The organism is Camelimonas abortus, assembly GCF_042432745.1.
GTDB lineage: Bacteria > Pseudomonadota > Alphaproteobacteria > Rhizobiales > Beijerinckiaceae > Camelimonas > Camelimonas abortus.
The window spans coordinates 23317-48074 of sequence record NZ_JBHLWR010000004.1; the positions used below are offsets into that span (position 1 = coordinate 23317).

Annotated in this window: 19 protein-coding genes; 8 read left to right on the plus strand and 11 right to left on the minus strand. The window is 72.6% G+C overall.

The features are described from left to right. Window positions 1–8 precede the first annotated feature (8 nt). The 3 genes from addB to trxA all read left to right on the plus strand — a co-directional run bounded on the left by addB (window position 9) and on the right by trxA (window position 7274). The gene (gene addB, locus ACFFJB_RS00455) at window positions 9–3311 is read left to right on the plus strand and encodes a double-strand break repair protein AddB (protein ID WP_376828619.1); all 3303 of its coding nucleotides are present in this window, start codon (window positions 9–11) and stop codon (window positions 3309–3311) included. Then, window positions 3308–6877, plus strand: coding sequence for a double-strand break repair helicase AddA (gene addA / locus ACFFJB_RS00460; RefSeq protein ID WP_376828621.1), 3570 nt, complete (start codon window positions 3308–3310; stop codon window positions 6875–6877). Before addB ends, addA begins: the two co-directional genes overlap by 4 nt. Window positions 6878–6953: 76 nt before the next feature. Next, window positions 6954–7274 (plus strand): thioredoxin, encoded by a 321-nt coding sequence (gene trxA, locus ACFFJB_RS00465; RefSeq protein WP_376828623.1) that lies wholly within the window; start codon window positions 6954–6956, stop codon window positions 7272–7274. Window positions 7275–7354: 80 nt separating this feature from the next. Here the strand turns inward: trxA and ACFFJB_RS00470 are convergent, their stop codons facing one another. The 8 genes from ACFFJB_RS00470 to fabA all read right to left on the minus strand — a co-directional run bounded on the left by ACFFJB_RS00470 (window position 7355) and on the right by fabA (window position 16470). Further along, a complete protein-coding gene (locus tag ACFFJB_RS00470) occupies window positions 7355–8707 on the minus strand; it encodes a bifunctional folylpolyglutamate synthase/dihydrofolate synthase (protein WP_376828625.1) in 1353 nt (450 codons plus the stop codon). A gap of 4 nt (window positions 8708–8711) precedes the next feature. Further along, entirely contained in the window at window positions 8712–9620 is a 909-nt protein-coding gene (gene accD, locus ACFFJB_RS00475; RefSeq protein WP_376828627.1) for an acetyl-CoA carboxylase, carboxyltransferase subunit beta, read from the minus strand. Between the two features lie 159 nt (window positions 9621–9779). Next, a complete protein-coding gene (gene trpA / locus ACFFJB_RS00480; protein WP_376829102.1) occupies window positions 9780–10649 on the minus strand; it encodes a tryptophan synthase subunit alpha in 870 nt (289 codons plus the stop codon). 2 nt (window positions 10650–10651) lie between these two features. Next, entirely contained in the window at window positions 10652–11956 is a 1305-nt protein-coding gene (gene trpB, locus ACFFJB_RS00485) for a tryptophan synthase subunit beta (RefSeq protein ID WP_376828629.1), read from the minus strand. A gap of 20 nt (window positions 11957–11976) precedes the next feature. Further along, a complete protein-coding gene (locus tag ACFFJB_RS00490) occupies window positions 11977–12642 on the minus strand; it encodes a phosphoribosylanthranilate isomerase (RefSeq protein WP_376828631.1) in 666 nt (221 codons plus the stop codon). 791 nt (window positions 12643–13433) lie between these two features. Next, entirely contained in the window at window positions 13434–14255 is an 822-nt protein-coding gene (fabI, locus tag ACFFJB_RS00495; RefSeq protein WP_376828633.1) for an enoyl-ACP reductase FabI, read from the minus strand. Window positions 14256–14455: 200 nt separating this feature from the next. Further along, window positions 14456–15679, minus strand: a complete 1224-nt coding sequence (fabB, locus tag ACFFJB_RS00500) for a beta-ketoacyl-ACP synthase I (protein WP_376828635.1) — start codon at window positions 15677–15679, stop codon at window positions 14456–14458. 266 nt (window positions 15680–15945) lie between these two features. Next, on the minus strand, window positions 15946–16470 hold the full coding sequence (fabA, locus tag ACFFJB_RS00505; protein ID WP_376828637.1) for a 3-hydroxyacyl-[acyl-carrier-protein] dehydratase FabA: 525 nt from the start codon (window positions 16468–16470) through the stop codon (window positions 15946–15948). A gap of 292 nt (window positions 16471–16762) precedes the next feature. Here fabA and irrA point away from each other — a divergent pair, with 292 nt between their 5' ends. Then, a complete protein-coding gene (gene irrA / locus ACFFJB_RS00510) occupies window positions 16763–17242 on the plus strand; it encodes an iron response transcriptional regulator IrrA (RefSeq protein WP_376828639.1) in 480 nt (159 codons plus the stop codon). 146 nt (window positions 17243–17388) lie between these two features. On the opposite strand, the gene ACFFJB_RS00515 is transcribed toward irrA, so the two are convergent. Beyond that, window positions 17389–17982 carry an SH3 domain-containing protein gene (locus ACFFJB_RS00515; RefSeq protein ID WP_376828641.1) on the minus strand — a complete coding sequence of 198 codons (594 nt, stop codon included), beginning with the start codon at window positions 17980–17982 and terminating at the stop codon, window positions 17389–17391. A 270-nt stretch (window positions 17983–18252) separates the two neighbouring features. Between ACFFJB_RS00515 and ACFFJB_RS00520 the strand changes: the two genes are divergently transcribed. Together ACFFJB_RS00520 and ACFFJB_RS00525 are read left to right on the plus strand one after the other, a co-directional pair. Beyond that, a complete protein-coding gene (locus ACFFJB_RS00520) occupies window positions 18253–19248 on the plus strand; it encodes a 2-hydroxyacid dehydrogenase (RefSeq protein WP_376828643.1) in 996 nt (331 codons plus the stop codon). Between the two features lie 211 nt (window positions 19249–19459). Then, window positions 19460–20194, plus strand: coding sequence for a sulfate transporter family protein (locus ACFFJB_RS00525; RefSeq protein ID WP_376828645.1), 735 nt, complete (start codon window positions 19460–19462; stop codon window positions 20192–20194). Between the two features lie 92 nt (window positions 20195–20286). Here ACFFJB_RS00525 and ACFFJB_RS00530 read toward each other — a convergent pair whose 3' ends face one another. Next, entirely contained in the window at window positions 20287–21321 is a 1035-nt protein-coding gene (locus ACFFJB_RS00530) for a complex I NDUFA9 subunit family protein (protein ID WP_376828647.1), read from the minus strand. Window positions 21322–21839: 518 nt separating this feature from the next. Here ACFFJB_RS00530 and proB point away from each other — a divergent pair. Together proB and ACFFJB_RS00540 are read left to right on the plus strand one after the other, a co-directional pair. Next, window positions 21840–22985, plus strand: coding sequence for a glutamate 5-kinase (proB, locus tag ACFFJB_RS00535; protein WP_376828649.1), 1146 nt, complete (start codon window positions 21840–21842; stop codon window positions 22983–22985). 215 nt (window positions 22986–23200) lie between these two features. Beyond that, window positions 23201–24442 (plus strand): glutamate-5-semialdehyde dehydrogenase, encoded by a 1242-nt coding sequence (locus tag ACFFJB_RS00540; protein WP_376829104.1) that lies wholly within the window; start codon window positions 23201–23203, stop codon window positions 24440–24442. A gap of 15 nt (window positions 24443–24457) precedes the next feature. Here the strand turns inward: ACFFJB_RS00540 and ACFFJB_RS00545 are convergent, their stop codons facing one another. Further along, window positions 24458–24706, minus strand: coding sequence for a hypothetical protein (locus tag ACFFJB_RS00545; RefSeq protein WP_376828650.1), 249 nt, complete (start codon window positions 24704–24706; stop codon window positions 24458–24460). Window positions 24707–24758: the final 52 nt, after the last annotated feature.

The following is a 24758-nucleotide window of genomic DNA, read 5'->3' on the forward strand; positions in this document are numbered from 1 at the left end:
GGAGCGCATTGGCGAGGACACAGGTGATCCAGTCCGGTTCTGGCGATCTCTTCGCCCGCACGGCGCGGCCGCGCGTCTGCACCATCCCGCCCGGCGCGCCGTTTCTCTCCACCCTGGCCGACTGCCTGCTGGACGGCAGCCTCATTCCCGGCTTTTCCCCCCGCCATGAGCGGCTGGGCCTCGCCACGGCGACGATCTTCCTGCCCACCCGCCGCGCCGCCCGCGCCCTGCAGGACATCCTGCTGCGCCGCTCAGGCGGCGGCGCGCTGCTGCTGCCCCGCATCGTGCCGCTGGGCGACGTGGACGATGATTTCGACGCGGAGGCCGCCGACGAACCGGCGCCAGGCGAGCGCCAGGCCGACGCCGGCCTGGAGCCGGACCCGCTGGCTCCGCCCATTCCGCCGCTGGAGCGGCGGCTGATTCTCACCCGCCTCGTGCTGGCGTGGGCGCGCCAGGTGGACCGCGCCCTGCTGCGCCTCTCCCAGGACGAGCCGCTGCTCGCCCCGGCCTCGCCGGCCGACGCGCTGGCGCTGGCGGGAGATCTGGAGAAACTGATGGACCAGCTCGCCACCCAGGGCGTGGACTGGGACGAGCTGGCCGGCGTGGTGGCGGCGCGGCACAGCGCCTGGTTCGCCATCACCCTGGAGTTCCTGCGCATCGTGCGCGAGGCGTGGCCCGCCATCCTGCGCGAGCGCGGCGCCTCCGACCCGGTGATGCGCCGCCACGCCATGCTGCTGGCGGAGGCGGAGCGGCTGGCGCGCCAGCCGCCGCCGGGGCCGATGATCGTCGCCGGCTCCACCGGCTCGGCGCCGGCCACCGCCCGGCTCATCGCCGCCATCAGCCGGCTGCCGAAGGGCGTGGCGGTGTTGCCCGGGCTGGACCTTGATCTCGACGAGGACAGCTTCCGCCTCATCGCCGGCGAGGCGCCGCCGGGCGCGACGCCCGACGTGGAGACCACCTTCACCCATCCGCAGGCGATGATGGCGCGGCTGCTGCGCGTCATCGGCGTCAGCCGCGACGAGGTGATTCCGCTCGGGTCGCCGCCGCCGCAGGCGCGCGCCCGCAACCGGCTGCTCACCGAGGCGCTGCGCCCGGCCAGCACCACCGAACTGTGGGCTGACCCCGCCCGGCGGCCGGACGCGGCGACGGTGGCGGCCGCCCTCTCCGGCGTCGCCCTGGTGGAGGCCGCCGACGAGCGCGAGGAGGCCCTGGCCGCCGCCATCGCCATTCGCGAGACGCTGGCGCAGCCGGACGCCACCGTCGCCCTCATCACCCCGGACCGCGACCTCGCCGAGCGGGTGTGCGCCGAACTGAAGCGCTGGGGGGTGGAGGCGGACGATTCGGCCGGCTGCCCGCTGGGGCGCACGAGCGCCGGGCGGCTGGCGCGGCTCGCCGCCGAGGCCGCCGCCAGCAACTGCGGCCCGCGCCAGCTCGTCGCCCTGCTCGCCCATCCGCTGGTGACCCTGGGCTGGCCGCGCGCCGCCACCCGGCGCGTCGCCGCGGCGCTGGAGATCGGACTGCTGCGCGGACCAGAGCCGCCGCCGGGCGTGGACGGCCTGCGCCGCATTCTCGACGCGCGGCGGGAGGCGGCGCGCCAGCCCCACGCGGTGCGGCCGCTGAAACGCATGGCGGACCGCGACTGGGAGCGCGTGGCGCTGATGCTGGACCGGCTCGAGGCGGCGCTGCAGCCGCTGGCCGGCGCCGCGCAGGGCGGCGATCTGGTGGCCATGGCCGTGGCGCACCGCGAGACCGTGCGCCGCCTCGCCGCCCCGCCGGAAGGCGACGGCGCCGGCGCGGACGCCGTGCTGGCCGCCAGCGCCGACGGCGCGGCGCTGCTGCAACTGTTCGACGACCTGGCGCGCATCCGGGACTGCCCGCTGCCAGGGCAGTTCGAGGACTATCCGGCGCTGTTCGCCGGCCTCGCCGCCAGCCGCATGGTGCGCAGCGAAGGCGACGGCCGCGGCCGCGGCGCCCACCGGCGGGTGCGCATTTTCGGCCTGCTGGAGGCGCGCCTGATCGAATCAGACCGGGTGGTGCTCGGCGGCCTCGACGAAGCGGTGTGGCCGCCGGCGGCGCGCACCGACGCCTTCCTCAACCGTCCCATGGCGGCGGCGCTGGGCCTGCAGCCGCCGGAGCGGCGCATCGGCCAGACGGCCCACGACTTCGTTTCCGCCATGGGGGCGCGCGACGTGGTGATCACCCGCGCCGCCAAGCGCGGCGGCGCGCCCACGGTGCCCTCGCGCTTCCTGCAGCGCATCAGGGCGCTGGCGACCACGCCCGAGGGGCGAGCCGGCGCCGGCGCGGCCGACGCGACGCCGGACGCGGCCTGGGCGGCGGCGCTGGCGCGCGGCCAGCGCTATCTCGACCTCGCCCAGCAGCTGGAGACGCCGCCGGAAGTGACGCCGGCGCGCCGGCCGGCCCCGGTTCCGCCGCTGGCGTTCGTGCCGCGCACGCTCTCGGTGACCGAGGTGGAGACGCTGGTGCGCGACCCCTACGCCATCTACGCGAAGCACGTGCTCGGCCTCGACGCGCTCGAGCCGCTGGCCGCCCCGCCGGACGCCGCCGACCGCGGCTCCATCATCCATGAAGCGGTCGGCCGTTTCGCCCAGGAGTGGCCGGAGGCGCTGCCGGACGACCCGCTGGCGCTGGTCACGGCCCTGGGGGAGGAGGCGTTCGCCCGCCTCGCCGCCTGGCCGGACGTGCGGGCCCAGTGGTGGCCGCGCTTCCGCCGCATCGCCGCGGCCTTCGCCGAATGGGAGCGGCGGCGGCGGCCGCAGCTGCAGCGGGTGTTCGCCGAGACCGGCGGCCGGCTGGAGATTCCGCTGGCCGGCGGCGACGTCTTCACCCTGCGCGCCAGGGCCGACCGGATCGAGCTGGCCCGCGACGGCGCGGCCCGCATCCTCGACTTCAAGACCGGACAGCCGCCCTCGGCGCGGGAGATCATGGCCGGCTTCGCCCCGCAGCTGACGCTGGAGGCGCACATGCTGCGCCAGGGCGCCTTCGCCGCGGCCATGGGCGGGCCCGTCCCGCCGCATGTCCCGGTCAGCCTCGGCTACGTGCACATGACCGGCGGCGATCCCGCCATGGACGAGCGGGAGGTGAAGCCGGGCCGGGACGATGCGCGCAGCCTCGACGAGGTCATCCAGGCCCATGCGGACGGGTTCGTGAAGCTCATCAGCCATTACCGCGCCGGCGGCGCCGCTTTCCCGGCGCGGCCGTACGCCAAATACGCCCGGCGCTACAACGACTATGACCATCTGGCGCGGGTGCGCGAGTGGGCCCGCGCCGGCGCCGGGGAGGATGAGGCATGAGCGAGGCCGCGTCCCTCTCCCCCGCCCCGGATCCGGTGAGCCGCGCCACGCTGGCGCAGCGGCTCGCCGCCGATCCGGGCCTCTCCGCCTTCGTTTCGGCCAACGCCGGCTCCGGCAAGACCAAGGTGCTGGTGGACCGGGTGCTGCGCCTGCTGCTGGAGGGGGCGGCGCCCGGGCGCATCCTGTGCCTCACCTACACGAAGGCCGCCGCCGCCCACATGGCGGTGAAGGTGTTCGACCGCCTCGCCAGCTGGGTGGGGCTGGACGACGGCGCCCTCGCCGCCGAGCTGCAGAAACTGGACGGGCGCCGGCCCACGCGCGCGCGCATGGACGCCGCCCGCCGGCTGTTCGCCCGGGCGGTGGAGACGCCGGGCGGGCTCAAGATCGAGACCATTCACGCCTTCTGCGAACGCGTGCTGCACCTCGCGCCGTTCGAGGCGAACGTGCCGGCGCGCTTCGAGGTGCTGGACGAGGCGGCGAGCGAGGAGATCTACGCCCAGGCGCGCCGCCACGTGCTGACCGCGGCGGCCCGCGGCGAGGATCCGGAGCTGGAGGCGGCGCTGGCCGTCGTGAGCCTCGCCGCCGCCGGCGACGCCTTCGACGCCGCCCTGCGCGCCGCCATGCGCCATGTGAAGGCGTTCCGCGAGGAAACGCGCGCGCACGGCGGCCATGACGCGGCCATGGCGGCGCTGGCGGCGGCGCTCGGCCTGCAACCGGGCGACACCCGGGAGAGCCTCACGCGCAGCATGCTGTATGACGGCTTCCACCCGTCGGAGTGGCCTGACCTGATCGCCGTCCTCGACAGGGGCTCCGCCAGCGACCAGAAGCTGGCCGGAAACCTGCGACAGGCGCTGGCCGCGGAGGATGAGGCGGAGCGGCTGGCCTGCTATCTCGGCGTGTTCTTCAGGACGGACGGCGCGCCCAGGGGCGACAGGGGCTTTCCGACGGCGAAGATCGCACCTGAGGTCGCCCAGGCGCTGCGCGACGAGCGCGACCGGCTGGCGGCGCTCGACGACCGGCGCAAGGCGGCGCGGACGCTGGAGCTCACCGACGCGCTGCTCACCCTCGCCGAAGCCATCGGCGAGCGGGTCGAGATCATCAAGAACGCCCGCGGCGCGCTCGATTTCGACGACCTGATCGGCAAGACCCGGACGCTGCTGCTGCGCTCGGAGGCGGCGAGCTGGATCCTGCACAAGCTCGACGCCGGCATCGACCACGTGCTGGTGGACGAGGCCCAGGACACCAATCCGGCCCAGTGGGACATCCTGCGCGCCATCACCGGCGAGTTCAGCGCCGGCGAGGATCCGGCCCAGGGCGGCCGGCTGCGCCGCACCATCTTCGCGGTGGGCGACCCCAAGCAGTCCATTTACGGCTTCCAGGGCGCGGAGCCGCGCGCCTTCGCCGAGAGCGAGCACCATTACCGCAACGCCCTGGCCGCGGCGGGCGCGCGCTTCGAAAGCGTGCCGCTCAACGTGTCGTTCCGCTCCGCCCCGGCGATCCTGCGGGCGGTGGACCTGGTGTTCGGCGTGCCGGAGAATTTCGCCGGCCTCTCCTTTGACGACGACGCCCGCGCCGGCACGGTGCACGAGAGCAGCCGCATCGGCCATATGGGGCGGGTCGACGTATGGGAGCCGGAGGCGGCGGACGAGGAGGCCGAGCCGCTGGCGTGGAACGCGCCGGTGGACACGCCCGATCCCGCCTCCCCCGCCGTGGCGCTGGCCCGGCGCATCGCCGCGGAAGTGGCGCGCCTCACCCGCGAGGGCGACGAATACGGCCGCCGCATTTCCCCCGGCGAGGTGCTGGTGCTGGTGCGCAAGCGCGGCGCGCTGTTCGACGCCATCATCCGCGCGCTCAAGGCGGAGGGCCTGCGCGTGGCCGGCGCCGACCGCCTGACGCTGGGCGACCATATCGCGGTGCAGGACCTGATCGCCGCCGGCCGCGCCGCCCTGCTGCCGGAGGACGACCTGACGCTGGCGGCGTTCCTCAAGTCGCCGCTCGTCGGGCTCGACGACGACGACCTCATGGCCATCGCCGCCGGCCGCGGCGAGCGCCCGCTGCACGCGGCGCTGGCGGCCCTGGCCGAAGGCGCGGCGGAGGCGCCCGGCGCGCAGGCGGCGCGTCGCGGCCATGACATGCTGCGCGCCCTGCAGGACCTGGCGGCGCGCCATGGCGCCTTCGGCTTCTACGCCGCCCTGCTCGGGGCCATGGGCGGGCGCAGGGCGCTGGTGGCGCGGCTCGGCGCCGAGGCCGGCGACGCCATCGATGAATTTCTGGCCCTCGCCCTCAGCCACGACCGCCAGGCGACGCCGTCGCTGGCCGGCTTCCTCAACCGTTTCGGCGACGCCTCCCACGAGGTGAAGCGCGACATGGACGCGGCGCGCGGCGAGATCCGGGTGATGACCGTGCACGGCGCCAAGGGGCTGGAGGCGGATCTGGTGATTCTCGCCGACGCCTGCCGTTTCGTCTTCCGCCCGCCGCCGGTGCTGCCGATGCCGGTGCGGCTCGGCGGCCGCGTCATCGGGGCGCCGGTGTGGCTGCCGGCGGCGAAGGCGCGGCCGCAGGCGCTGGTCGCCCTGGCCCGGGAGGCGGAGGAGCGCGAGCGTGAGGAGCACAACCGCCTGCTCTATGTGGCGCTCACCCGCGCCCGCGAGCGGCTGGTGATCGCCCCCTACCTCGGCAGGAGCCAGAAGGAGATTCCGCCGCGCTGCTGGTACGGCATGATCGACGCCGCCTTCGCCGCCGCCGGCGAAACCCGGATCGATGTGGACTACGCCACCAGGCGCCGCATGCGCGTTCTCGCCGCCGGGCGGCCGCAGCCGGCGGAAGCGCCGGCAGAAACGGCGCGCCCCATGGCCGAAGCGCCGGAGTGGCTGTTCCGCACCGTGGCGCGGGAGACGGCGCCGCTCGCCCCGCTCAATCCGTCCCGGGCGCTTCCGGACGCCGCCCCCGCCGCGGCCGCAGGCGCCCGGGAGACGGGCGAGACGGCGGCGCGGCGCGAGGCGGCGCGCTTCGCCGGCGCGCTGATGCACACGCTGCTGGAGCATCTGCCGGCGGCGCCGGCGGCGGAGCGCGCGCGTCTCGCCCGCGCCTATGTGGCCCGCCGGATCGCCGCCCTGGCGCCGGACGATCCCGCCGTTCCCGACGAAGCCCTGCGCGAGCGGCTGACCGGGGGCGCGCTCGCCCTTGCGGCGGCCCCGGAGCTGGCGCCGCTGTTCGGCCCCGGCGCCGCCGCCGAGGTTCCGGTGGCGGGAACCGTGGAGATCCCCGGCAGGGGCCCGCGCCAGGTCTCCGGCCAGATCGACCGGCTGGCGGTGACGGACGAAGCGGTGTGGCTGGCGGATTTCAAGCTCTCCGCCCTCGCCCCGGACGCCCCGGCGCCGCCGGCCCATGTGACGCAGCTGGCGCTTTACGCCGCGCTGCTGCGCCAGATGTGGCCGGACCGCCCGGTGCGGCCGCTGCTGGCCTTCGCCGAAGGGCCGCGCATCATCGCGCTCACGCAGCAGGAGCTGGACGCCGCCCTGGCGGCGCTGGGCGCCGGCGGCGGGCCGGGCCCCGGCGAACCTTGACCCGGGGGGAGGGCGTTCCTAGCTTCCAGCAGAATGGACATTGCGAGTCGCAGCAGGACTCGCGGAAAGGCATGTCATGGCGACCGCAAAAGTAACTGACGCAAGCTTCGAGGCCGACGTCCTGAAGGCGGACGTTCCCGTCGTCGTCGATTTCTGGGCGGAGTGGTGCGGCCCGTGCCGCATGATCGCGCCGGCGCTGGAGGAGATTTCCGACGAGCTGGCCGGCCGCGCGCGCGTGGTCAAGGTCAACATCGACGAGAATCCGGGCGTCGCCTCGCAGCTCGGCATCCGCTCGATTCCGACGCTGATGGTGTTCAAGGACGGCAGGCTGGCGGCGCAGAAGGTCGGCGCCGCTCCCAAGGGCGAGCTGTCGCGCTGGATCCAGACCGTCATCTGAACCGCGGTCGCCCGTCTGTCATCATGAATACAAAAGCCGCCGGCCTCCCCGGCGGCTTTTTCGTGCGGGCGGCGGCGCGCCTATTCCGGCGGCGTGCCGTTGGCGGCGAGCACGGCGCCGGCCAGATACAGCGAGCCGGCGATGAGAATGCGCGGCGGCCGCGGCCAGGCGCGACGGCTCACCGCCGTCAGCGCCGCCTCGATGCTGGCGGCCGTTTCCGCCCGCATGCCCGCAGCCAGCGCCAGCTGCGCCACCTCCGCCGCCGGCCGCGCCGCCTCCTGGCCGGGAATGGTCACGGCGATGACGTCGCGGGTCAGCCCCGCGAAGGGCGCGAGAAAGCCGGCGCTGTCCTTGGTGGCCAGCATGCCGACGACCAGCGCCAGCGGCGCCGGGCTGCGCTCCTCCAGATCGGCCAGGGCAGCGGCGACGGCGCGGGCGCCGTCGGGATTGTGGCCGCCGTCCAGCCACAGCTCCGCGCCCGGCGGCGCCAGCGCCAGCAGCCGGCCGGCGCGCAGGCGCTGCATGCGCGCAGGCCACGCGGCCTGCGGCAGGCCGCGTTCGATGGCCGTTTCGTCCAGCCCGGGCAGGGCCGCGGCGCGCAGGGCGGCGATGGCCGCGCCGGCGTTCACGTGCTGGTGGCGCCCCACGAGCCGCGGCAGCGGCAGGTCAAGCAGGCCGTGGGCGTCCTCATAGATCAGCCGGCCGTTTTCCTCGCGGGCGTGGAAATCCTGGCCGCCGACGACCGGCCGCGCGCCCACGCGCAGCGCCGCCTCCTCCAGCTCGCGGCTGGTTTCATGCGACTGGCTGGCGATCACCGCCGGGCGGCCACGGCGGAACACCCCGGCCTTCTCGCGGGCGATGGCCCGCACGTCAGCGCCAAGGAAATCGGCGTGATCGAGCGACACCGGCGTCACCACGGCGGCGGCCGGCCGGTCGATGACGTTGGTGGCGTCGAAGCGTCCGCCCAGCCCCACCTCCAGCAGCAGCGCGTCGGCCGGATGGTCGGCGAACAGCCTGAACGCGGCGGCGGTGGTGATCTCGAAGACGGTGACGGGATCGCCGGCGTTGGCCTCCTCACAGGCGCGCAGCGCCTCAACCAGCGTCGCCTCGTCCACGAACCGCCCCGGCGCGCCGCGCCGGCCGAGGCGGATGCGCTCGTGAAAGCGCACCAGATGCGGCGAGGTGTAGACGTGCACCGCCAGCCCCGCCGCCTCCAGCATGGCCCGCATGAAGGCGATGGTGGAGCCCTTGCCGTTGGTGCCGGCCACATGGATGACCGGCGGCAGGCGCGTGTGCGGCGCGCCAAGGCGCTCCAGCAGCCGCAGGATGCGGTCCAGCGACAGGTCGATCGCCCTGGGATGCAGGCCGAGGAAGCGCGCGATCAGCGCTCCGGACGATTCGCCGGCCGCGGGCAGGCCGTCGCGGGCGTCCATGGCGTCAACCGGCGACGGCGGCGTCAGGAACGTCGGCGCGGGCCGCGATCTCGGCGCCGCCGGTCGCGGGCCGCCTGGTCAGCAGGCGGCACAGCCGCGCGACGGTGGCCTTCATGTCATGGCGGTGCACCACCATGTCGACCATGCCGTGCTCCTTCAGATATTCGGCGCGCTGGAAGCCGGGCGGCAGCTTCTCGCGGATGGTCTGCTCGATGACGCGCGGGCCGGCGAAGCCGATCAGCGCCCCCGGCTCGGCGATGTGCACGTCGCCCAGCATGGCGTAGGAGGCGGTGACGCCGCCGGTGGTCGGGTTGGTGAGCACGACGATGTAAGGCAGGCGCGCCTCGCGCATGTGGCGCACCGCCACCGTGGTGCGCGGCATCTGCATCAGCGAGAACATGCCCTCCTGCATGCGCGCGCCGCCGGAGGCGGCGAACAGCACGCAGGGCGCGCGCCGGGCGATGGCGGTTTCAAGGGCGGTAATCACCGCCTCGCCGGCGGCCATGCCGAGGGAGCCGCCCATGAATTCGAAGTCCTGGACGGCGATGACGGTGTCGAGCCCCTCAACCGGGCCGAAGCCGACGCGCACCGCGTCCACGGCGCCGGTTTTGGCCTTCGCGTCGCGCAGGCGGTCCACATACCGCTTCTCGTCCCGGAACCTGAGCGGGTCCAGCGGAACCTCGGGGAAGGGAATCTCCTCCCAGGTTTCATTGTCGAACATCGCCTTCATGCGGGCCAGCGCCGGCATGCGCATGTGGAAGTCGGAGCCGGGGATGACGAACTGGTTGGCCTCCACCTCCTTGTGGAAGACCATCTGCCCGGTCTCCGGGCATTTGATCCAGAGGTTCTCCGGGACTTCCCGTTTGAACAGCGTCTTGATCCTTGGCCGGACGACGTCAGAAATCCAGTTCATTAACCCGTGACCTTTTGCGTCGCGCCGCCAGACATTCCGGAAGCGCCCGTTGCGCCCGCTGGCGGGAGCGGCCCGCCCGCCGGGACCAGTAAGGCTGACAATCGCGCCATTTCATGGCGGAGACGCGCGAAACGCGCCGGAGCGGAGTCCCGCGCCGCTTCAGGCGCGGCGGCGCACGCCTTCCGCCAGCTCGCGCGCCAGCGCCAGCGCGGCCTCGCGCGCGGCGGGGCCGGCCTCGCCCTTCGCGTCCAGGGTGGCGCGGATGCGCTCGATCAGCGCCGAGCCCACCACCACGCCGTCGGCGCCCGCGGCGGCCACGGCGGCGGCGTGGCCAGCGTTCTTGACGCCGAAGCCCACCGCCACCGGCAGCGAGGTGTGCCGCTTGATGCGGGCGATGGACGCCGCCACCTGGCCGAAATCCGGCGTCGCCGTGCCGGTGATGCCGGTGATCGAGACGTAGTACACGAAGCCGGCTGTGTTGGCGAGAACCGCCGGCAGGCGCCGGTCATCGGTGGTCGGCGTGGCCAGACGGATGAAGGCGAGCCCGGCCCGCAGCGCCGGCAGGCACAGCTCGTCGTCCTCCTCCGGCGGCAGGTCCACCACGATCAGCCCGTCGACGCCCGCCTCCTTCGCGTCGGCGAGGAAGCGGTCGACGCCATAGACGTAGATGGGATTGTAATAGCCCATCAGGATGACGGGCGTGGCCTGGTCCTTCTGGCGGAAGCGGCGCACCAGCTCCAGGGTGCGGCGGGTGGTCTGGCCGCGCTGCAGCGCATGCAGGCCGGCCTCCTGGATCACCGGGCCGTCCGCCATCGGGTCGGTGAACGGCATGCCGACCTCGATCACGTCGACGCCGGCGCCGGGCAGCGCCTCGAAGATCTCCGCCGAGGTTTCGTAATCCGGATAGCCGGCGGTGAGGAAGGTCACCAGGGCGGCGCGCCCTTCGGCCCGGCAGGCGGCGAAGCGCGCGTCGATGCGCGCCACGCCGGTCGCGACGCCGGTCTGCCCGGCCTGTTTCGCCTCAGCCATGCTCATGCCCGTGCTCCGCCTGCGCCATCAAGATTGGGACCCAGCATTTCCGCCACCTGGGGAACGTCCTTGTCGCCGCGGCCGGAGAGGTTGACCACCATGATGTGGTCGCGCGGCAGCTTCGGCGCCATGTCGATGACCCTGGCGATGGCGTGCGCCGGCTCCAGCGCCGGGATGATGCCCTCAAGGCGGGTGAGCAGCTGGAAGGCCGCCAGCGCCTCGTCGTCGGTGGCGCTGAGATAGGTGACGCGGCCGACGTCATGCAGCCAGGCGTGCTCCGGGCCGATGCCCGGATAGTCGAGGCCCGCGGAGATGGAATGCGCCTCGCGGATCTGGCCGTCGTCGTCCATCAGCAGATAGGTGCGGTTGCCGTGCAGCACGCCCGGGCGGCCGCCGGCGATGGAAGCCGCGTGCAGGCCGGTCCCGACGCCGCGCCCGCCGGCCTCGACGCCATAGATGGCCACGCCCGGATCATCGAGGAACGGGTGGAACAGGCCCATGGCGTTGGAGCCGCCGCCGATGCACGCCACGAGGCTGTCCGGCAGGCGGCCCTCCGCCGCCAGGATCTGCTCGCGCACCTCGCGGCCGATCACCGACTGGAAGTCGCGCACCATGGCCGGATAGGGGTGCATGCCGGCGACGGTGCCGATGCAGTAGAACGTGGTGTCCACATTCGTCACCCAGTCGCGCATGGCGTCGTTCATGGCGTCCTTGAGCGTGCGCGAGCCGGACTGCACCGGCACCACGGTGGCGCCCAGCATGCGCATGCGGAACACGTTCGGCGCCTGGCGCTCCACGTCCACCGCGCCCATGTAGACCACGCACTCAAGGCCGAAGCGGGCGCACATGGTGGCGGTGGCCACGCCGTGCTGGCCAGCGCCGGTCTCGGCGATGATGCGCTTCTTGCCCATGCGCCGCGCCAGCAGGATCTGGCCCAGCACGTTGTTCACCTTGTGGGAGCCGGTGTGGTTCAGCTCCTCGCGCTTCAGATAGATCCTGGCGCCGCCGTCGCGGCCTTCGCCGCGGGCCTTCTCGCGCAGGTATTCCGTGAGGCGCTCGGCGTAATACAGCGGGCTCGGCCGGCCGACATAGGTGGCCAGATACTGCTGCATCTCGGCGTGGAACTGAGGATCCGCCTTGGCCGACGCCCACGCCGCCTCAAGCTCGTGCACCAGGGGCATCAGCGTTTCGGCGACGAACTGGCCGCCGTGGATGCCGAAGCGGCCGCGGGCGTCCGGGCCGTTCCGGTAGGAATTGGGCCGCTGGGCCGCGTCGCCAGGCGACGGGGAATTCGGATGAGCGCTCACGCAACGGATTCCTTCAAAGCTCACGCGCGGCGCGCCGCGCGCACAAACGCCTCGACCAGCGCCGGACTCTTGACGCCTGGAGCACTCTCTACTCCCGACGAGACGTCAACGCCAGCCAGCGCGTCCTGCCCGGCCAGCCGCGCCAGCGCCTCGCCGACGTTCTCCGGCGTGAGTCCGCCCGAAAGCAGGAACGGCGGCAGACGCCGGCCGCGCGCCAGATCCCAGTCAAAGGCCAGTCCGTTGCCGCCGGGCCGCGTCGCGTCCTTCGGCGGGCGCGCGTCCAGCAGCATGAGATCGGCGCCGTCATAGTCCAGCGCGCGGGCGATGTCGCCAGGGCCGGAGACGCCGATGGCCTTGATCAGGCCGACGTCGTGATTCTCCGCGATGCGCGCCACGCGCGCGGGCGTTTCGCCGCCGTGCAGCTGGATCCACTCCGGCCGCACCGTCGTCATGATGCGGGCGAGCAGGTCATCGTCCGGATCGACCGTGAGCACGACCACCTGGGGCCTGGCGCCGTCGCGACCCGCCGCCCTGGCCCGGGCGTGCGCCGCCAGCCCCGCCGCCTCCTCCAGCTCCACATGGCGCGGGCTGCGCGGAAAATGCACGAAGCCGAGCAGCGACGCCCCGGCGTCGACGGCGGCGTCCACAATGGCGCTGTCTTTCACTCCGCAGATTTTCACCAGCACGGCGCGGCGCTCCTGTCCTGACCGCCGGCCCCGCCGGCGCGCCGTTCATATGCCCGCAGGCGCCCCCGGGCGCAACGCCCATGCCGCGGGCGCACGGCCCCTCCCTGCCCGGCCGGCTGACGCCCCTCGCAAGATGCGGCGGATTGACGCATGCCGGTCATGACGGTTTCCGGACCGTCCGCACCGGCCCGCCCGCGACCGCCCGGAAGAAAGATGATATAACAAATAGTTGCCGCAAGGCCGCCGGCGCAGGACGCGCGCGCGCCCCGCGCCAGGACACGAAACCCGCGCGGAGACAGGCGGCCGCCGATCACGAACGGCTCATCATTCCGCATATTTTGTAAAAAATTTGGTTGCGCGTGGCGCCAATCCCGCGCTACGTTCCCCCAGAAAGAAAAAAGGGCTGCACAGCGAAGCGCAGCCCCAAAGTCTAGGGAGGAAACGCCCACAGAGGGCATGCAGCTCATCGCTGCATCTCTCTGATAGGGCGCGGCGCAAAAACGCGCAACACATATCATGGCGGCTCTGCCGCCATTTTTTGTGCTGTGTGCGCCAAGACACATGAACTGCCCATCCGCGCGGCGCCGCCGGCCGGCCAGACCGGCCGGAAAACAATGAAAAGCCGCTCCAGACGGCGCTGGAGCGGCCCTTGCCGTTACTGCTGCATTTTTAGGCGCCGGACTCCGCCGCCCGTGATCCGCCCGGACGCGACGGCGGCGGCCAACCCCGGCTCGCGTGGCGACGGGCGCGGAACCGGCCGGACCGCGGCGCACCGCGGCGGCCGTCCGCGGTCAGCTGCGGCTCGCCTTGGCCTGGGCGTCCTCCTGGGCTTTCAGCTCGGAGGTGCGCGGCATGGCGATGATGTTGTAGCCGCTGTCCACGTAATGGATTTCGCCGGTGACGCCCGACGACCAGTCCGACAGCAGGTAGAGCGCCGACTTGCCGATCTCCTCGATGGTCACGGTGCGGCGCAGCGGCGCGTGGGCCTTCTGGTAATTGTACATCAGGCGGGCGTCATTGACGCCCGAGCCGGCGAGCGTGCGCACCGGGCCGGCGGAAATGGCGTTGACGCGCACCTGGTCGGGGCCGAAGTCGGCGGCGAGATAGCGCACGCTCTGCTCGAGCGCCGCCTTGGCCACGCCCATGACGTTGTAATTGGGCATGACGCGGTCGGCCATGAAGCTCAGGGTGAGCATGGCGCCGCCGTTGGGCATCATCGCCGCCGCCCTCCTGGCCACCTCGGTGAAGGAGAAGCAGGAGATCACCATGGTGCGCGAGAAATTGGCGCGGGTGGTGTCGGCGTAGCGGCCCTTGAGCTCGTTCTTGTCGGAGAAGGCGATGGCGTGCACGAGGAAGTCGAGCGCGCCCCACTGCTCCTGCAGGGTGGCGAACACGGCGTCCACGCTGTCGATGTCCTCCACGTCGCAGGGCAGGATGATCTTCGAGCCCAGCGACTCCGCCAGCGGCGCGACGCGCTTGCGCAGCGATTCGCCCTGATAGGTGAAGGCCAGTTCGGCCCCTTCCGCCGCAAGCGCCTGGGCGATGCCCCAGGCGATGGAATGGTTATTGGCGACGCCCATGATGAGGCCGCGTTTTCCCGCCATCAACGCCATGTGTCGTCCTCTCAACGCCGCCGTCCGCGCGGGGCGTCCCTTGCTGACGGCGGGGGCGCCCGGAGCGCCCGGCCGTCGCGGTTACGTTTCAGTGCAGCAAACCAGCGGCAGGCGGGGTAGCGGCGGCCGCGCCGGAGCGCGGCTGCGGCGGACGCCTGGCCGCAGACCGCCGGGCGGGCGCTGGCCCCGCCCGGACCGGCTCAGGCGTCAATGTGTTTCAGCACCAGCGTGGCGTTTGTGCCGCCAAACCCGAAGGAGTTGGTGAGCACGGTCTCCAGCTGGACGTTGTCCATGCGCTGGCGCACGATGGGCATGTCGGCGAACGCCGGGTCGAGCTCCTCGATGTGCGCGCTTTCGCAGATGAAGTTGTTGTGCATCATCAGGAGCGAATAAATCGTTTCCTGCACGCCGGTGGCGCCCAGCGAGTGGCCGGTGAGCGACTTGGTGGCCGAAATCGGCGGGCACCTGTCGCCAGAGCCGAACACCTCGCGAATGGCCTCGATCTCCTTGTCGTCGCCGACCGGCGTCGAGGTGGCGTGCGGATTGATGTAGGAGATCGGCTGCTTCACCGTGGCCAGCGCCTGGCGCATGCAGCGCACCGCGCCCTCGCCGGAGGGGGCCACCATGTCGTAACCGTCCGAGGTGGCGCCGTAGCCGATGATCTCGGCGTAGATGCGCGCGCCGCGGGCCTTGGCGTGCTCCAGCTCCTCCAGCACCAGCACGCCGGCGCCGCCGGCGATGACGAAGCCGTCGCGGTTCCTGTCATAGGCGCGCGAGGCCGTGGACGGCCGGTCGTTGAACCGGCTCGACATGGCGCCCATGGCGTCGAACAGCACCGAGAGAGTCCAGTCCAGCTCCTCGCAGCCGCCGGCGAAGATCACGTCCTGTTTGCCCCAAGCGATCTGCTCATAGGCCGCGCCCACGCAGTGCACCGAGGTGGCGCAGGCGGAGGAGATCGAATAGTTCACGCCCTTGATCCTGAACCAGGTGGCCAGCGTCGCCGAGGCGGTGGACGACATGGCCTTGGGCACGGCGAAGGGGCCGACGCGTTTGGGCCCCTTGCTGCGGGTGATGTCGGCGGACTCGACGATGGTGCGGGCCGAGGGGCCGCCGGAGCCCATGATGATGCCGATGCGCTCGTGGGAGATCTCTTCCTTCGCGAAGCCGGCGTCGGCGATGGCTTCTTCCATCGCCACGTGATTCCAGGCTGCGCCCTGGCCAAGAAAGCGCAGGGCCCGGCGATCGACGACGGTCTCGGGGTCGAGCGTCGGACGGCCATACACCTGGCTGCGGAAGCCCAGCCTCGCGTGCTCCTCGGCGAAAGAAATGCCGGAGCGGGCCTCGCGAAGGGACTCCGTCACCTCCGGGATATTGTTGCCAATGGACGAGACAATGCCCATCCCGGTCACGACGACGCGCCTCATCAGCGACTGTTCCTCATTCTCGGCGCCGGCCCGGCCATGGCGGCGCGCCATGGCCAGTGCGCCCGTCTGCATCATGATCCCGGCGCGCGGCGAACGCCCTGCGCCCGCCGTCCGCGCGGCCCCCGGGACGGTGCGCCTGTCCGCGCGCCTGCCGGGAGAGCGTGCTGGATATCGTGCTTTTCGTCCGCCAGCGCAATCCATGCCCGCGCAAAAGCGCGCGGGCGGACCGGGAGGGCGGAAGGCGCGGACCAGGGCCCGCGCCGGCCTCAGGCCGTGGACAGGCCGACCCGCAGGTCTTTCGCCTCATAGATCTTTTCGCCGTCGGCCTTCAGCCAGCCGTCGGCGGTGCCGAGCACGAGGCGGCCGCGCATCACCCGCTTGAAGTCGATGCCATACTCCAGCAGCTTCACGGTTGGCCGCACCATGCCCTTGAACTTCACCTCGCCGGTGGAGAGCGCCATGCCCCGCCCCGGCTCGCCCAGCCAGCCAAGGAAGAAGCCGGTGAGCTGCCACATGCCGTCCAGCCCGAGGCAGCCCGGCATGATGGGATTGCCTGCGAAGTGGCACGGAAAATACCAGTCGTCCGGACTGACGTCATATGCGGCGCGCACGTAGCCCTTGCCGAACTCGCCGCCGGTCTCGGAGATCTCGGTGATGCGGTGCACCATCAGCATCGGCGGCAGCGGCAGCTGGGCGTTGCCGGGACCAAACAGTTCGCCGCGCGCGCAGGCGAGCAGTTCTTCATAGGTGTAGCTGGATTGACGCGTTGCGCTGTGAGCAGTGTCGGTCATCGTCCTGACAAATCGCGGGCGATCCTCACCGGGATCTGGATATGGGTGCGCGACAGGCGCGCAGGGAGCGGACCGCGATCCGGCATCAATCCGTCGCCTGCCATCCTGTCGCGCTTGTAACACGATTGGCCCCGGCGCTGGAACCCGTCGCGACGCCCGCGGCGCCGGCGCGCAGGGCGGCGGCGCCCGGCGGCGCCTGGCGTCGCACCCAGTTGCAAATGGCTTGCAAAGGGGTTGCGGCCGTCGCCCGGCTTCCCTATGATCATGGCGGGTTCACGGGATATCTTGCGCGATGACAGACGGCGACGCCCTCCGCGGCGTAGAGACTTCCAATGCTTCCGGCGGCGACGGGCTGAAGGGCTGCCCGGTGCACGCCCTGCGCGCCGAGCTGCGCCGCGTCGGCCTGCGGCCGACCCGCCAGCGCGTGTCGCTGGGCTGGCTGCTGTTCGCCAAGGGCGACCGCCACGTCACGGCGGAAATGCTCTATGAGGAGGCCAACCGCGCCCGCGTGCCGGTGTCGCTCGCCACGGTCTACAACACCCTGCACCAGTTCACCGAGGCCGGCCTGCTGCGCCAGGTCGCCGTGGACGGCTCGCGCACCTATTTCGACACCAACACCGGCGATCATCATCACTTCCTAGTCGAGGGCGAGGACCGGCTCGTCGACATCCCCGGCTCCTCCATCGACATCGCCAACCTGCCGGAGCCGCCGGAGGGCATGGAGATCGCCCGCGTCGACGTGGTGGTGCGGCTGCGTCCGCGCCGCGCCTGATCCACAGGGCCCGCGTCGCGCCAGGAGGCCGGAAGCCGGCGGCGGGAAAGGCCGTCCGGAAATCCGCCGGCCCCGCCGGCGACAGGGAAACGCGCCGCCGCCGGCTGGCGGCGGCTTTTTTTCACGCGGCGGCCCCGCGGCGCAGCTCAGTTCACCACCTCGCCGGGATAGACGCCCCACAGCCGCTCCTGCCGCACATAGCCGCGGCGGCGGCGCACCTCCACCTCGCACCAGGTCCCGTCGCATTTCTCCACCTGCACGATGACGCGCGGGGCGAGGCGCGCCACGAGGCCGGCGTCGTCAGAGGCGGCGCGGCGCATGGGCGTCAGCGCCCCCTCCTTCTCCCACGGCGTCACCAGCCCGGTGCGCTTGCCGGAGAGCAGCGAGTGCAGCACCCAGCCCTCCACCCCCTCCGAGTCGCGCACCCGGCGCCAGGTCTCGAATTCGGCGGTGATCTCCACCGGCAGGCCGGCGCGCTGGTAGATCCAGACCGTGGCGTGATCCTTGCCCGGACCGCGGCGCAGGTTCACCCGGTCCGACTTCAGGCTGACGTAACGCGGCAGCGGCAGGCCGGTGACCGTGCCCCTGGCCACCGCCTCCACAGCGGCGGCGGGCTGCGCCGCGGCGAGGGAAAGGGCCAGCGCGGCGAGGAGGCCGGCGACCGGCGCGACGCGCGCCGCCTGCGTCCGCCGGCGGGCGGCCCGGCGCCCGCGCCCGTTTCCTGCGGCTGTAATGGTCATGATCCGGCTCTCCCCCGCGGCTGCTCCGGAACGGCTTCCGGCGCCCGCGGCGCCTGCCCGGCGGCGGTCCGCGCCGGAGGGCGCCGTGAAGGCGAAAACATGGCGTCCTGCATCCGCTTCCGGCCGCGCGCGGTGGCGGCATGGCCGTCAGACGTTTGGATGCGTTGTGTTTCTGGCCTCGTCTGATAGTAAGGTCGCGAGGCGCGGAACCCGCCGTGTTTCGCCTGTTCCTGCTTAACGCAGCGTGAAAAGCTCCCGTCTGGACGCGTCATGACCAAAAAGAAGCCGCTCGTCGTCGTCACCCGGCGCCTGCCTGACGCCATCGAAACCCGCATGGCGGAGCTGTTCGACGTACGGCTCAACCATGACGACATTCCCATGCGTCCGGCCGAGCTGGTGGAGGCGGTGAAGACCGCCGACGTTCTCGTGCCCACCATCACCGACGTGATCGACTCGGCCATTCTCGCCCAGGCAGGCCCGCAGCTGAAGCTGATCGCCAATTTCGGCAACGGCGTGGACCATATCGACGTGCACCAGGCGCTGGCGCGCGGCATCACCGTCACCAACACCCCCGGCGTGCTCACCGAAGACACCGCCGACATGACCATGGCCCTGATCCTCGCCGTGGCGCGGCGCGTCGCCGAGGGCGCGCGGGTGATTCCGGAGGACGCCTGGCCCGGCTGGTCGCCCACATGGATGCTGGGCCGGCGCATCACCGGCAAGCGGCTGGGCATCGTCGGCATGGGGCGCATCGGCCAGGCGCTGGCCCGCCGCGCCCGCGCCTTCGGCCTCTCCATCCACTATCACAACCGCCGCCGCGTGCCGGAGGCGATCGAGAACGGGCTGGAGGCCACCTACTGGGAATCGCTGGACCAGATGCTGGCCCGCATGGACATCATCTCGGTCAACTGCCCGCACACGCCGGCCACCTATCACCTGCTCTCCGCCCGCCGCCTGCAGCTGATGAAGCCCTCGGCCATCATCGTGAACACCGCGCGCGGCGAGATCATCGACGAGACCGCCCTCGCCCGCATGCTGGAGACCAACCAGCTGGCCGGCGCCGGCCTCGACGTGTTCGAGAGCGAGCCTTCCGTGAACCCGCGCCTGCTGCGGCTGGCCCGGTCCCACAAGGTGGTGCTGCTGCCCCATCTCGGCTCGGCCACCATCGAGGGGCGCCATGACATGGGCGAGAAGGTGATCCTCAACATCCGCACCTTCATGGACGGCCACCGCCCGCCGGACCGCGTGCTGCCCAGCATGCTGTGAGGCACGGCCCCTTTTCGCGCCCGGCTCCGGCGTTTCGCCGCAATTCGCCTTCATGAACCGTCCGGCGGACCGGCGCCGCGGCCGCGCCCGGGCGTCTCCGCGCGGGGAGCAGGCGCCGGACGTCGCCCCGCCGCGGGGCGCCGCGCCGCGGCCGCTCCGCACGATCTTCCGGAAGCGCCAGCGGACGGCGGCGCCTTTCCCTGGATTGCCGATGACCCGCATCAGCCCCCCCGGCCCCGCCGACCTGACCGACGCCGCCGCGCGCGCCTTCCGCCAGGTGCTGTCGCCGCCGTTCCGGCGCATGCTGCTGCGCTCCATCGGCCTCACCGTGCTGATCCTGGCGGTGGTCTGGTTCGGGCTGACGCGGCTGGCCGGCCATTTTCTTGACGGCCACGCCCTCAGCGCCGCCTGGCCGGTTCTCGACACCCTCGCCTATTTCCTTGTCGGGGCCGGGCTGCTGGTGGGGCTCGCCTTTCTCATTCCGCCGGTGTCGGCGCTGGTCTCGGGCTATTTTCTCGACGACGCCGCCGAACTGGTGGAGCGGACGAACTACCCTGACGATCCGCCGGGCCAGCCGATGTCGGTGTGGCGCTCGCTGGTGTGCGGCCTGCGCTTCGCCGGCCTGTCGCTGGCGCTCAACCTGCTGGCGCTGCTGCTGTTCTTCATTCCCGGCGTCAATGTCGCCGCCTTTTTCGCCGTCAACGGCTACCTGCTGGGGCGGGAGTATTTCGAGATGGCGGCGGCGCGCTTCCGCCCGGTGGCGGAGGCGGACGCCATGCGGCGGCGCAACCGCGGCTTCGTGTTCTGCGCCGGTCTGGTGACCGCGGCGATTCTAGCGGTGCCGGCGCTCAACCTGATCACGCCGCTGTTCGGCGTGGTGATGATGGTGCACGTGCACAAGCGCGTCGCGCGCTACGAGCGCGCCGCCGGCGTCCCCGGCGTCTGAAAACCCCGGAAAACAGGGCGCCGCCTCCGGACATCCGGGGGCGGCGCGGAAAAATCACGGCCCGTCTGCGGCTGCGGCCGGAGGGGCTGCGCTCAGGCTTCGGCCTCGCGCGCGCCCGAGCCGACCTTCGGCGGCGGCTCGAACTGGCCCTTCTTGCGGAAGCGCCACAGATAGGTAGGGATGATGCCCTCGACGCCCTGCGGGATCACGCCGAGACCCGCGAGGGTGCGGTTTTCGGCGACGGCCTCATCGGAGAGCACGTTGTCGTGGCGCAGCAGCTCCACCTGGTCGCGGGTGAGGCGCAGGCTGTCCGGCAGCAGGCCGAGCGACGCCAGATGGGCGACCTCCAGCATGAAGGCCTGCAGCTTCGCAAGGCCGAACGGCAGGCCGGCCAGCGCCCGGCGGCGCCTGATGACGCGCAGCGTCAGCTCCGCCGCCTCACGTATGGTCATCACCTCCGGACCGGCGAGCTCATAGGTCGCGCCGGGCCGGGCCGCGCCGTCGAGAGCGCGGGCCGCCGCCTCGGCCACGTCGCCGACGAACACCGGCTGCACGCGGGTGTCGGCGCCCACCAGCGGAATCACCGGCAGGAACGTCGCCAGCTGGGCGAAACGGTTGAAGAAACGGTCCTCGGGTCCGAACACCACGGAGGGGCGCAGGATCACCGCGCCCGGAAAGGCGTCCAGCACGGCGCGCTCGGCGTTGGCCTTGGAGCGGGCGTAGGCGCTGCCGGAATCGGGCGAGGCGCCGAGAGCCGAAACATGCACCAGCTGCGGGACGCCGGCCGCGGCGGCGGCCTCGGCCACGGCGCGGGCGCCGAAGCCGTGCACGGCGTCAAAACGCTGGCGGCCGCCCTGATGCATGATGCCGACGAGATTGATCACCGCGTCGGCGCCGGCGACGGCCCGGGCCACCGAGGCGCGGTTGCGCAGGTTGGCCTGCACCGGCTGGATCTGGCCGACGCCGCCGAGCGGCTGGAGGTGGAAGGCCAGATCCGGCCGCCGCACGGCGACGCGGATGCGGCGCCCCTGGCGCGCCAGCGCCCGCACCACGTGACGGCCGATGAAACCGGAGCCGCCGAACACGGTGACGAGCTCTCCGGATGGCTGACGGATGCTGCTGGACATAAACCTCTCCCGCCCAAATCCGCGCTGCGCGGCGCGCGCCGGCGCCTCTTCCCGCGCGCCTGACGCGACGCTGCCTGCGCCCCGGCCTCCGCCGGGAGCTTCGCCTCAAACCCTGCTTCCGGCGGCCCGCCGCGACGGCGCCAGTCCGGGGCGATTCCTTAGGACAGGCGCCGCCGGCGCGCAATCCCGCGCACGCGCGCGGCGAAGCCGCAGCCCCGTCTGGCGCTCCGGCCGGCCGCCGCCCGCATTTCGCCAGCGCATATATCGCCGCCGTGGAAATCATTCCAGTCATGTCCGCATTTGCTGTATAGGGCGTGCCTGTCGCGCGGCCGCAGCGGAAAGGCGGCCTTCCGGAGGGCGCCCTGCGCGTTCTCCGGCTTCCTGTCCGGCGTTTTCGCGCCGGCCGCCGCGCGATGGCGAACCGCCTGTCTCCGCCGGGCGGCTCCTGGCTTCACCGTCGCCCGGACGCACGTCCGGGCCCGTCACACCCGCCCTCCGGGGCAAGGCGCGCCCGCATCATGACCGAGATTCCGTCGCTCAACCGCTTCCGCCGCATCGTCGTGAAAGTCGGCTCTTCCCTGCTGGTCGACCGGGAGCGCGGCGCCGTGCGCCAGCAGTGGCTGGCCGCCCTCGCCGACGATCTGGCGGCGCTGCACCAGGCCGGCAAGGACGTGCTGGTGGTGTCGTCGGGCTCGATTTCGCTCGGCCGCGCCGTGCTGAAGCTGCCCTCCGGCCCGCTGCGGCTGGAGGAGAGCCAGGCCGCGGCCTCGGTGGGCCAGATCGCCCTCGCCCGCACCTGGTCCGAGGCGCTGGGCGCGCGCGGGCTCACCGCCGGCCAGGTGCTGGTGACCCTGTGGGACACCGAGGAGCGCCGGCGCTATCTCAACGCCCGCGCCACCATGGGCAAGCTGCTGGAATGGCGCGCCGTGCCGGTGATCAATGAAAACGACACCGTGGCCACCAGCGAGATCCGCTACGGCGACAACGACCGCCTCGCCGCCCGCGTCGCCACCATGACCGACGCCGACCTGCTGGTGCTGCTCTCTGACGTGGACGGCCTTTACACCGCCCCGCCCGGCTCCAGCCCGGACGCCCGCCACATCCCCGTGGTGCCGCGCATCACGCCGGAGATCGAGGCCATGGCCGGCGGCGCCGCCAGCCAGTTCTCGCGCGGCGGCATGCGCACCAAGATCGAGGCCGGCAAGATCGCCACCGCCGGCGGCGCCCACATGATCATCGCCTCCGGGCTGGTGGACAATCCGCTGCGGCGCATCGCCGAAGGGGCGCCGGCCACCTGGTTCCTCTCGCGCTCCACCCCGGCGCGCGCGCGCAAGAAATGGATCAGCGGCCTGCTGGAGACCCATGGCGTCATCACCATCGATGACGGCGCCGTGGCGGCGCTGCGCCGCGGCAAGAGCCTGCTGCCGGCCGGCGTCACCGCCGTGGAGGGCGCGTTCCTGCGCGGCGATCCGGTGCTGGTGAAGAACGCCTCCGGCCAGGTGGTGGCCCGCGGCCTCGTCAATTTCGACGCCGACGACGCCCGCGCCGTCGCAGGCCGCGCCAGCGCCGAAGTGGCCGCCATCGTCGGCTATTCCGGCCGGGCGGAGATGATTCACCGCGACGTCATGGTGGTGAGCCCCGCCGTGAAGGACGAGGCGTCCTGAGCGCGAAAGACGCGCAGACCGCCCGGACGGGCCGGCGCGCCTTGCGCCGCCGCCCCCGGGGCGGGTAACAATAACGCCCCTGATCGACGGACCGGCGAACGGCCGGAGCAAGCGAAGGCAGGACAATGGGCACCGCAGCACGCATCGACAGCACCGCCAGCGCAGTCACCGGCGCCGGCGCGCCGCCGGCCGGCGCGGCCGACATCGCCGGTCTCATGCGCGACATCGGCCGCCGGGCCGTGGCCGCCCGGCGCCAGCTGGCGCTGCTCGACGGAGAAACCCGCGCCGCCGCCCTGCGCGCCGCCGCCGACGCCATCCGCACGGCGGAGGACGCGATCCTCGCCGCCAACGCCGGGGATGTGGCCGAAGCGCGCGCCAGCGGCCAGACCGAGGCCTATATCGACCGCCTCGCCCTGGACGCCCGCCGCCTCGCCGCCATCGCCGACGGCGTGACGGCCATCGCCGCCCTGCCCGACCCGGTGGGCCGCGTGCTGGCCGTATTCGAACGGCCCAACGGGCTGGTGATCGAGCGCGTCTCCACGCCGCTCGGGGTCATCGGCATCATCTTCGAGAGCCGTCCCAACGTGACGGCGGACGCCGCCGCCCTGTGCCTGAAGGCGGGTAACGCCGCCATCCTGCGCGCCGGCTCCGACAGCTTCCGCTCGGCGACGGCCCTCGCCGACGCCATGCGCGCCGGCGTCGCCAGCGCCGGCGTTCCGGCCGACGCGGTGCAGCTGGTCCCGACGCGGGACCGCGCCGCGGTGGGCGAGATGCTGCGCGGCCTCGACGGCGCCGTCGACGTGATCGTGCCGCGCGGCGGCCGCAGCCTGGTGGAGCGGGTGCAGAACGAGGCGCGCGTGCCGGTGTTCGCCCATCTGGAGGGCCTGGTGCACGTCTATGTGGACGGCGAGGCCGACCTGGAGACGGCGCGCAAGGTGCTGATGAACTCCAAGATGCGGCGCACCAGCATCTGCGGCGCGGCCGAGACGCTGCTGGTGGACCGCGCCGGCGCCGGGCGCCTGCTGGCCCCGCTGGTCACCATGCTGCTCGACGCCGGCTGCGAGGTGCGCGGCGACGAGGCCGTGCAGGCCGTCGACCCGCGCGTCAGGCCGGCCAGCGAGGAAGACTGGCGCACGGAATATCTGGAGGCGATCATTTCGGCGCGGGTGGTGGACGGCCTTGACGGCGCCCTCGCCCACATCGAGGCCTATTCGTCCCGCCACACCGACTGCATCATTACCGAAAACCGCGAGCGGGCCGAGCGCTTCCTCGCGGAGGTGGATTCGGCCATCGTAGCGCACAACGCCTCCACCCAGTTCGCCGACGGCGGCGAGTTCGGCTTCGGGGGCGAGATCGGCATCGCCACCGGGCGCATGCACGCGCGCGGCCCGGTCGGCGCAGAGCAGCTCACCTCGTTCAAGTACAAGGTGCGCGGCTCCGGCCAGACCCGGCCGTAACAGCACGGCCGCCGGTCAGCGGGCGGCGGCCGCGGTCTCCGCCGGCGCGTCCGCGGCGTCGCCGGACAGCAGGCCCAGGCGGCCGAGCATCGCGGCGATCTCCTCCGGCGTCTCCTGCGCCCGCAGCACGTCGGGATGGTGCGCCGCGCCGGTGGACAGGTAAATGACCGAACCGCCATGCACCGCCGCCCGCACCATCAGGATGCAGGACGCGTTCAGCAGGATGCGGGCGTTGTCGGCCGGATCGGTGACATGAATGAACATGACGGGCTCCTTGCGCCAGATCCGCCCCCATATTAACCGGTTCCGGCTGCGA

Bases quoted from the DNA above. Each gene is read 5' to 3' on its own strand.
- proB (WP_376828649.1), top strand. From the start codon at position 21,840: ATGACCGAGATTCCGTCGCTCAACCGCTTCCGCCGCATCGTCGTGAAA.
- ACFFJB_RS00540 (WP_376829104.1), top strand. From the start codon at position 23,201: ATGCGCGACATCGGCCGCCGGGCCGTGGCCGCCCGGCGCCAGCTGGCG.
- ACFFJB_RS00515 (WP_376828641.1), bottom strand. From the start codon at position 17,982: ATGACCATTACAGCCGCAGGAAACGGGCGCGGGCGCCGGGCCGCCCGC.
- addA (WP_376828621.1), top strand. From the start codon at position 3,308: ATGAGCGAGGCCGCGTCCCTCTCCCCCGCCCCGGATCCGGTGAGCCGC.
- ACFFJB_RS00545 (WP_376828650.1), bottom strand. From the start codon at position 24,706: ATGTTCATTCATGTCACCGATCCGGCCGACAACGCCCGCATCCTGCTG.
- fabB (WP_376828635.1), bottom strand. From the start codon at position 15,679: ATGAGGCGCGTCGTCGTGACCGGGATGGGCATTGTCTCGTCCATTGGC.
- fabI (WP_376828633.1), bottom strand. From the start codon at position 14,255: ATGGCGTTGATGGCGGGAAAACGCGGCCTCATCATGGGCGTCGCCAAT.
- ACFFJB_RS00470 (WP_376828625.1), bottom strand. From the start codon at position 8,707: ATGGACGCCCGCGACGGCCTGCCCGCGGCCGGCGAATCGTCCGGAGCG.
- ACFFJB_RS00525 (WP_376828645.1), top strand. From the start codon at position 19,460: ATGACCCGCATCAGCCCCCCCGGCCCCGCCGACCTGACCGACGCCGCC.
- ACFFJB_RS00520 (WP_376828643.1), top strand. From the start codon at position 18,253: ATGACCAAAAAGAAGCCGCTCGTCGTCGTCACCCGGCGCCTGCCTGAC.
- accD (WP_376828627.1), bottom strand. From the start codon at position 9,620: ATGAACTGGATTTCTGACGTCGTCCGGCCAAGGATCAAGACGCTGTTC.
- irrA (WP_376828639.1), top strand. From the start codon at position 16,763: ATGACAGACGGCGACGCCCTCCGCGGCGTAGAGACTTCCAATGCTTCC.
- trxA (WP_376828623.1), top strand. From the start codon at position 6,954: ATGGCGACCGCAAAAGTAACTGACGCAAGCTTCGAGGCCGACGTCCTG.
- fabA (WP_376828637.1), bottom strand. From the start codon at position 16,470: ATGACCGACACTGCTCACAGCGCAACGCGTCAATCCAGCTACACCTAT.
- ACFFJB_RS00530 (WP_376828647.1), bottom strand. From the start codon at position 21,321: ATGTCCAGCAGCATCCGTCAGCCATCCGGAGAGCTCGTCACCGTGTTC.
- trpA (WP_376829102.1), bottom strand. From the start codon at position 10,649: ATGGCTGAGGCGAAACAGGCCGGGCAGACCGGCGTCGCGACCGGCGTG.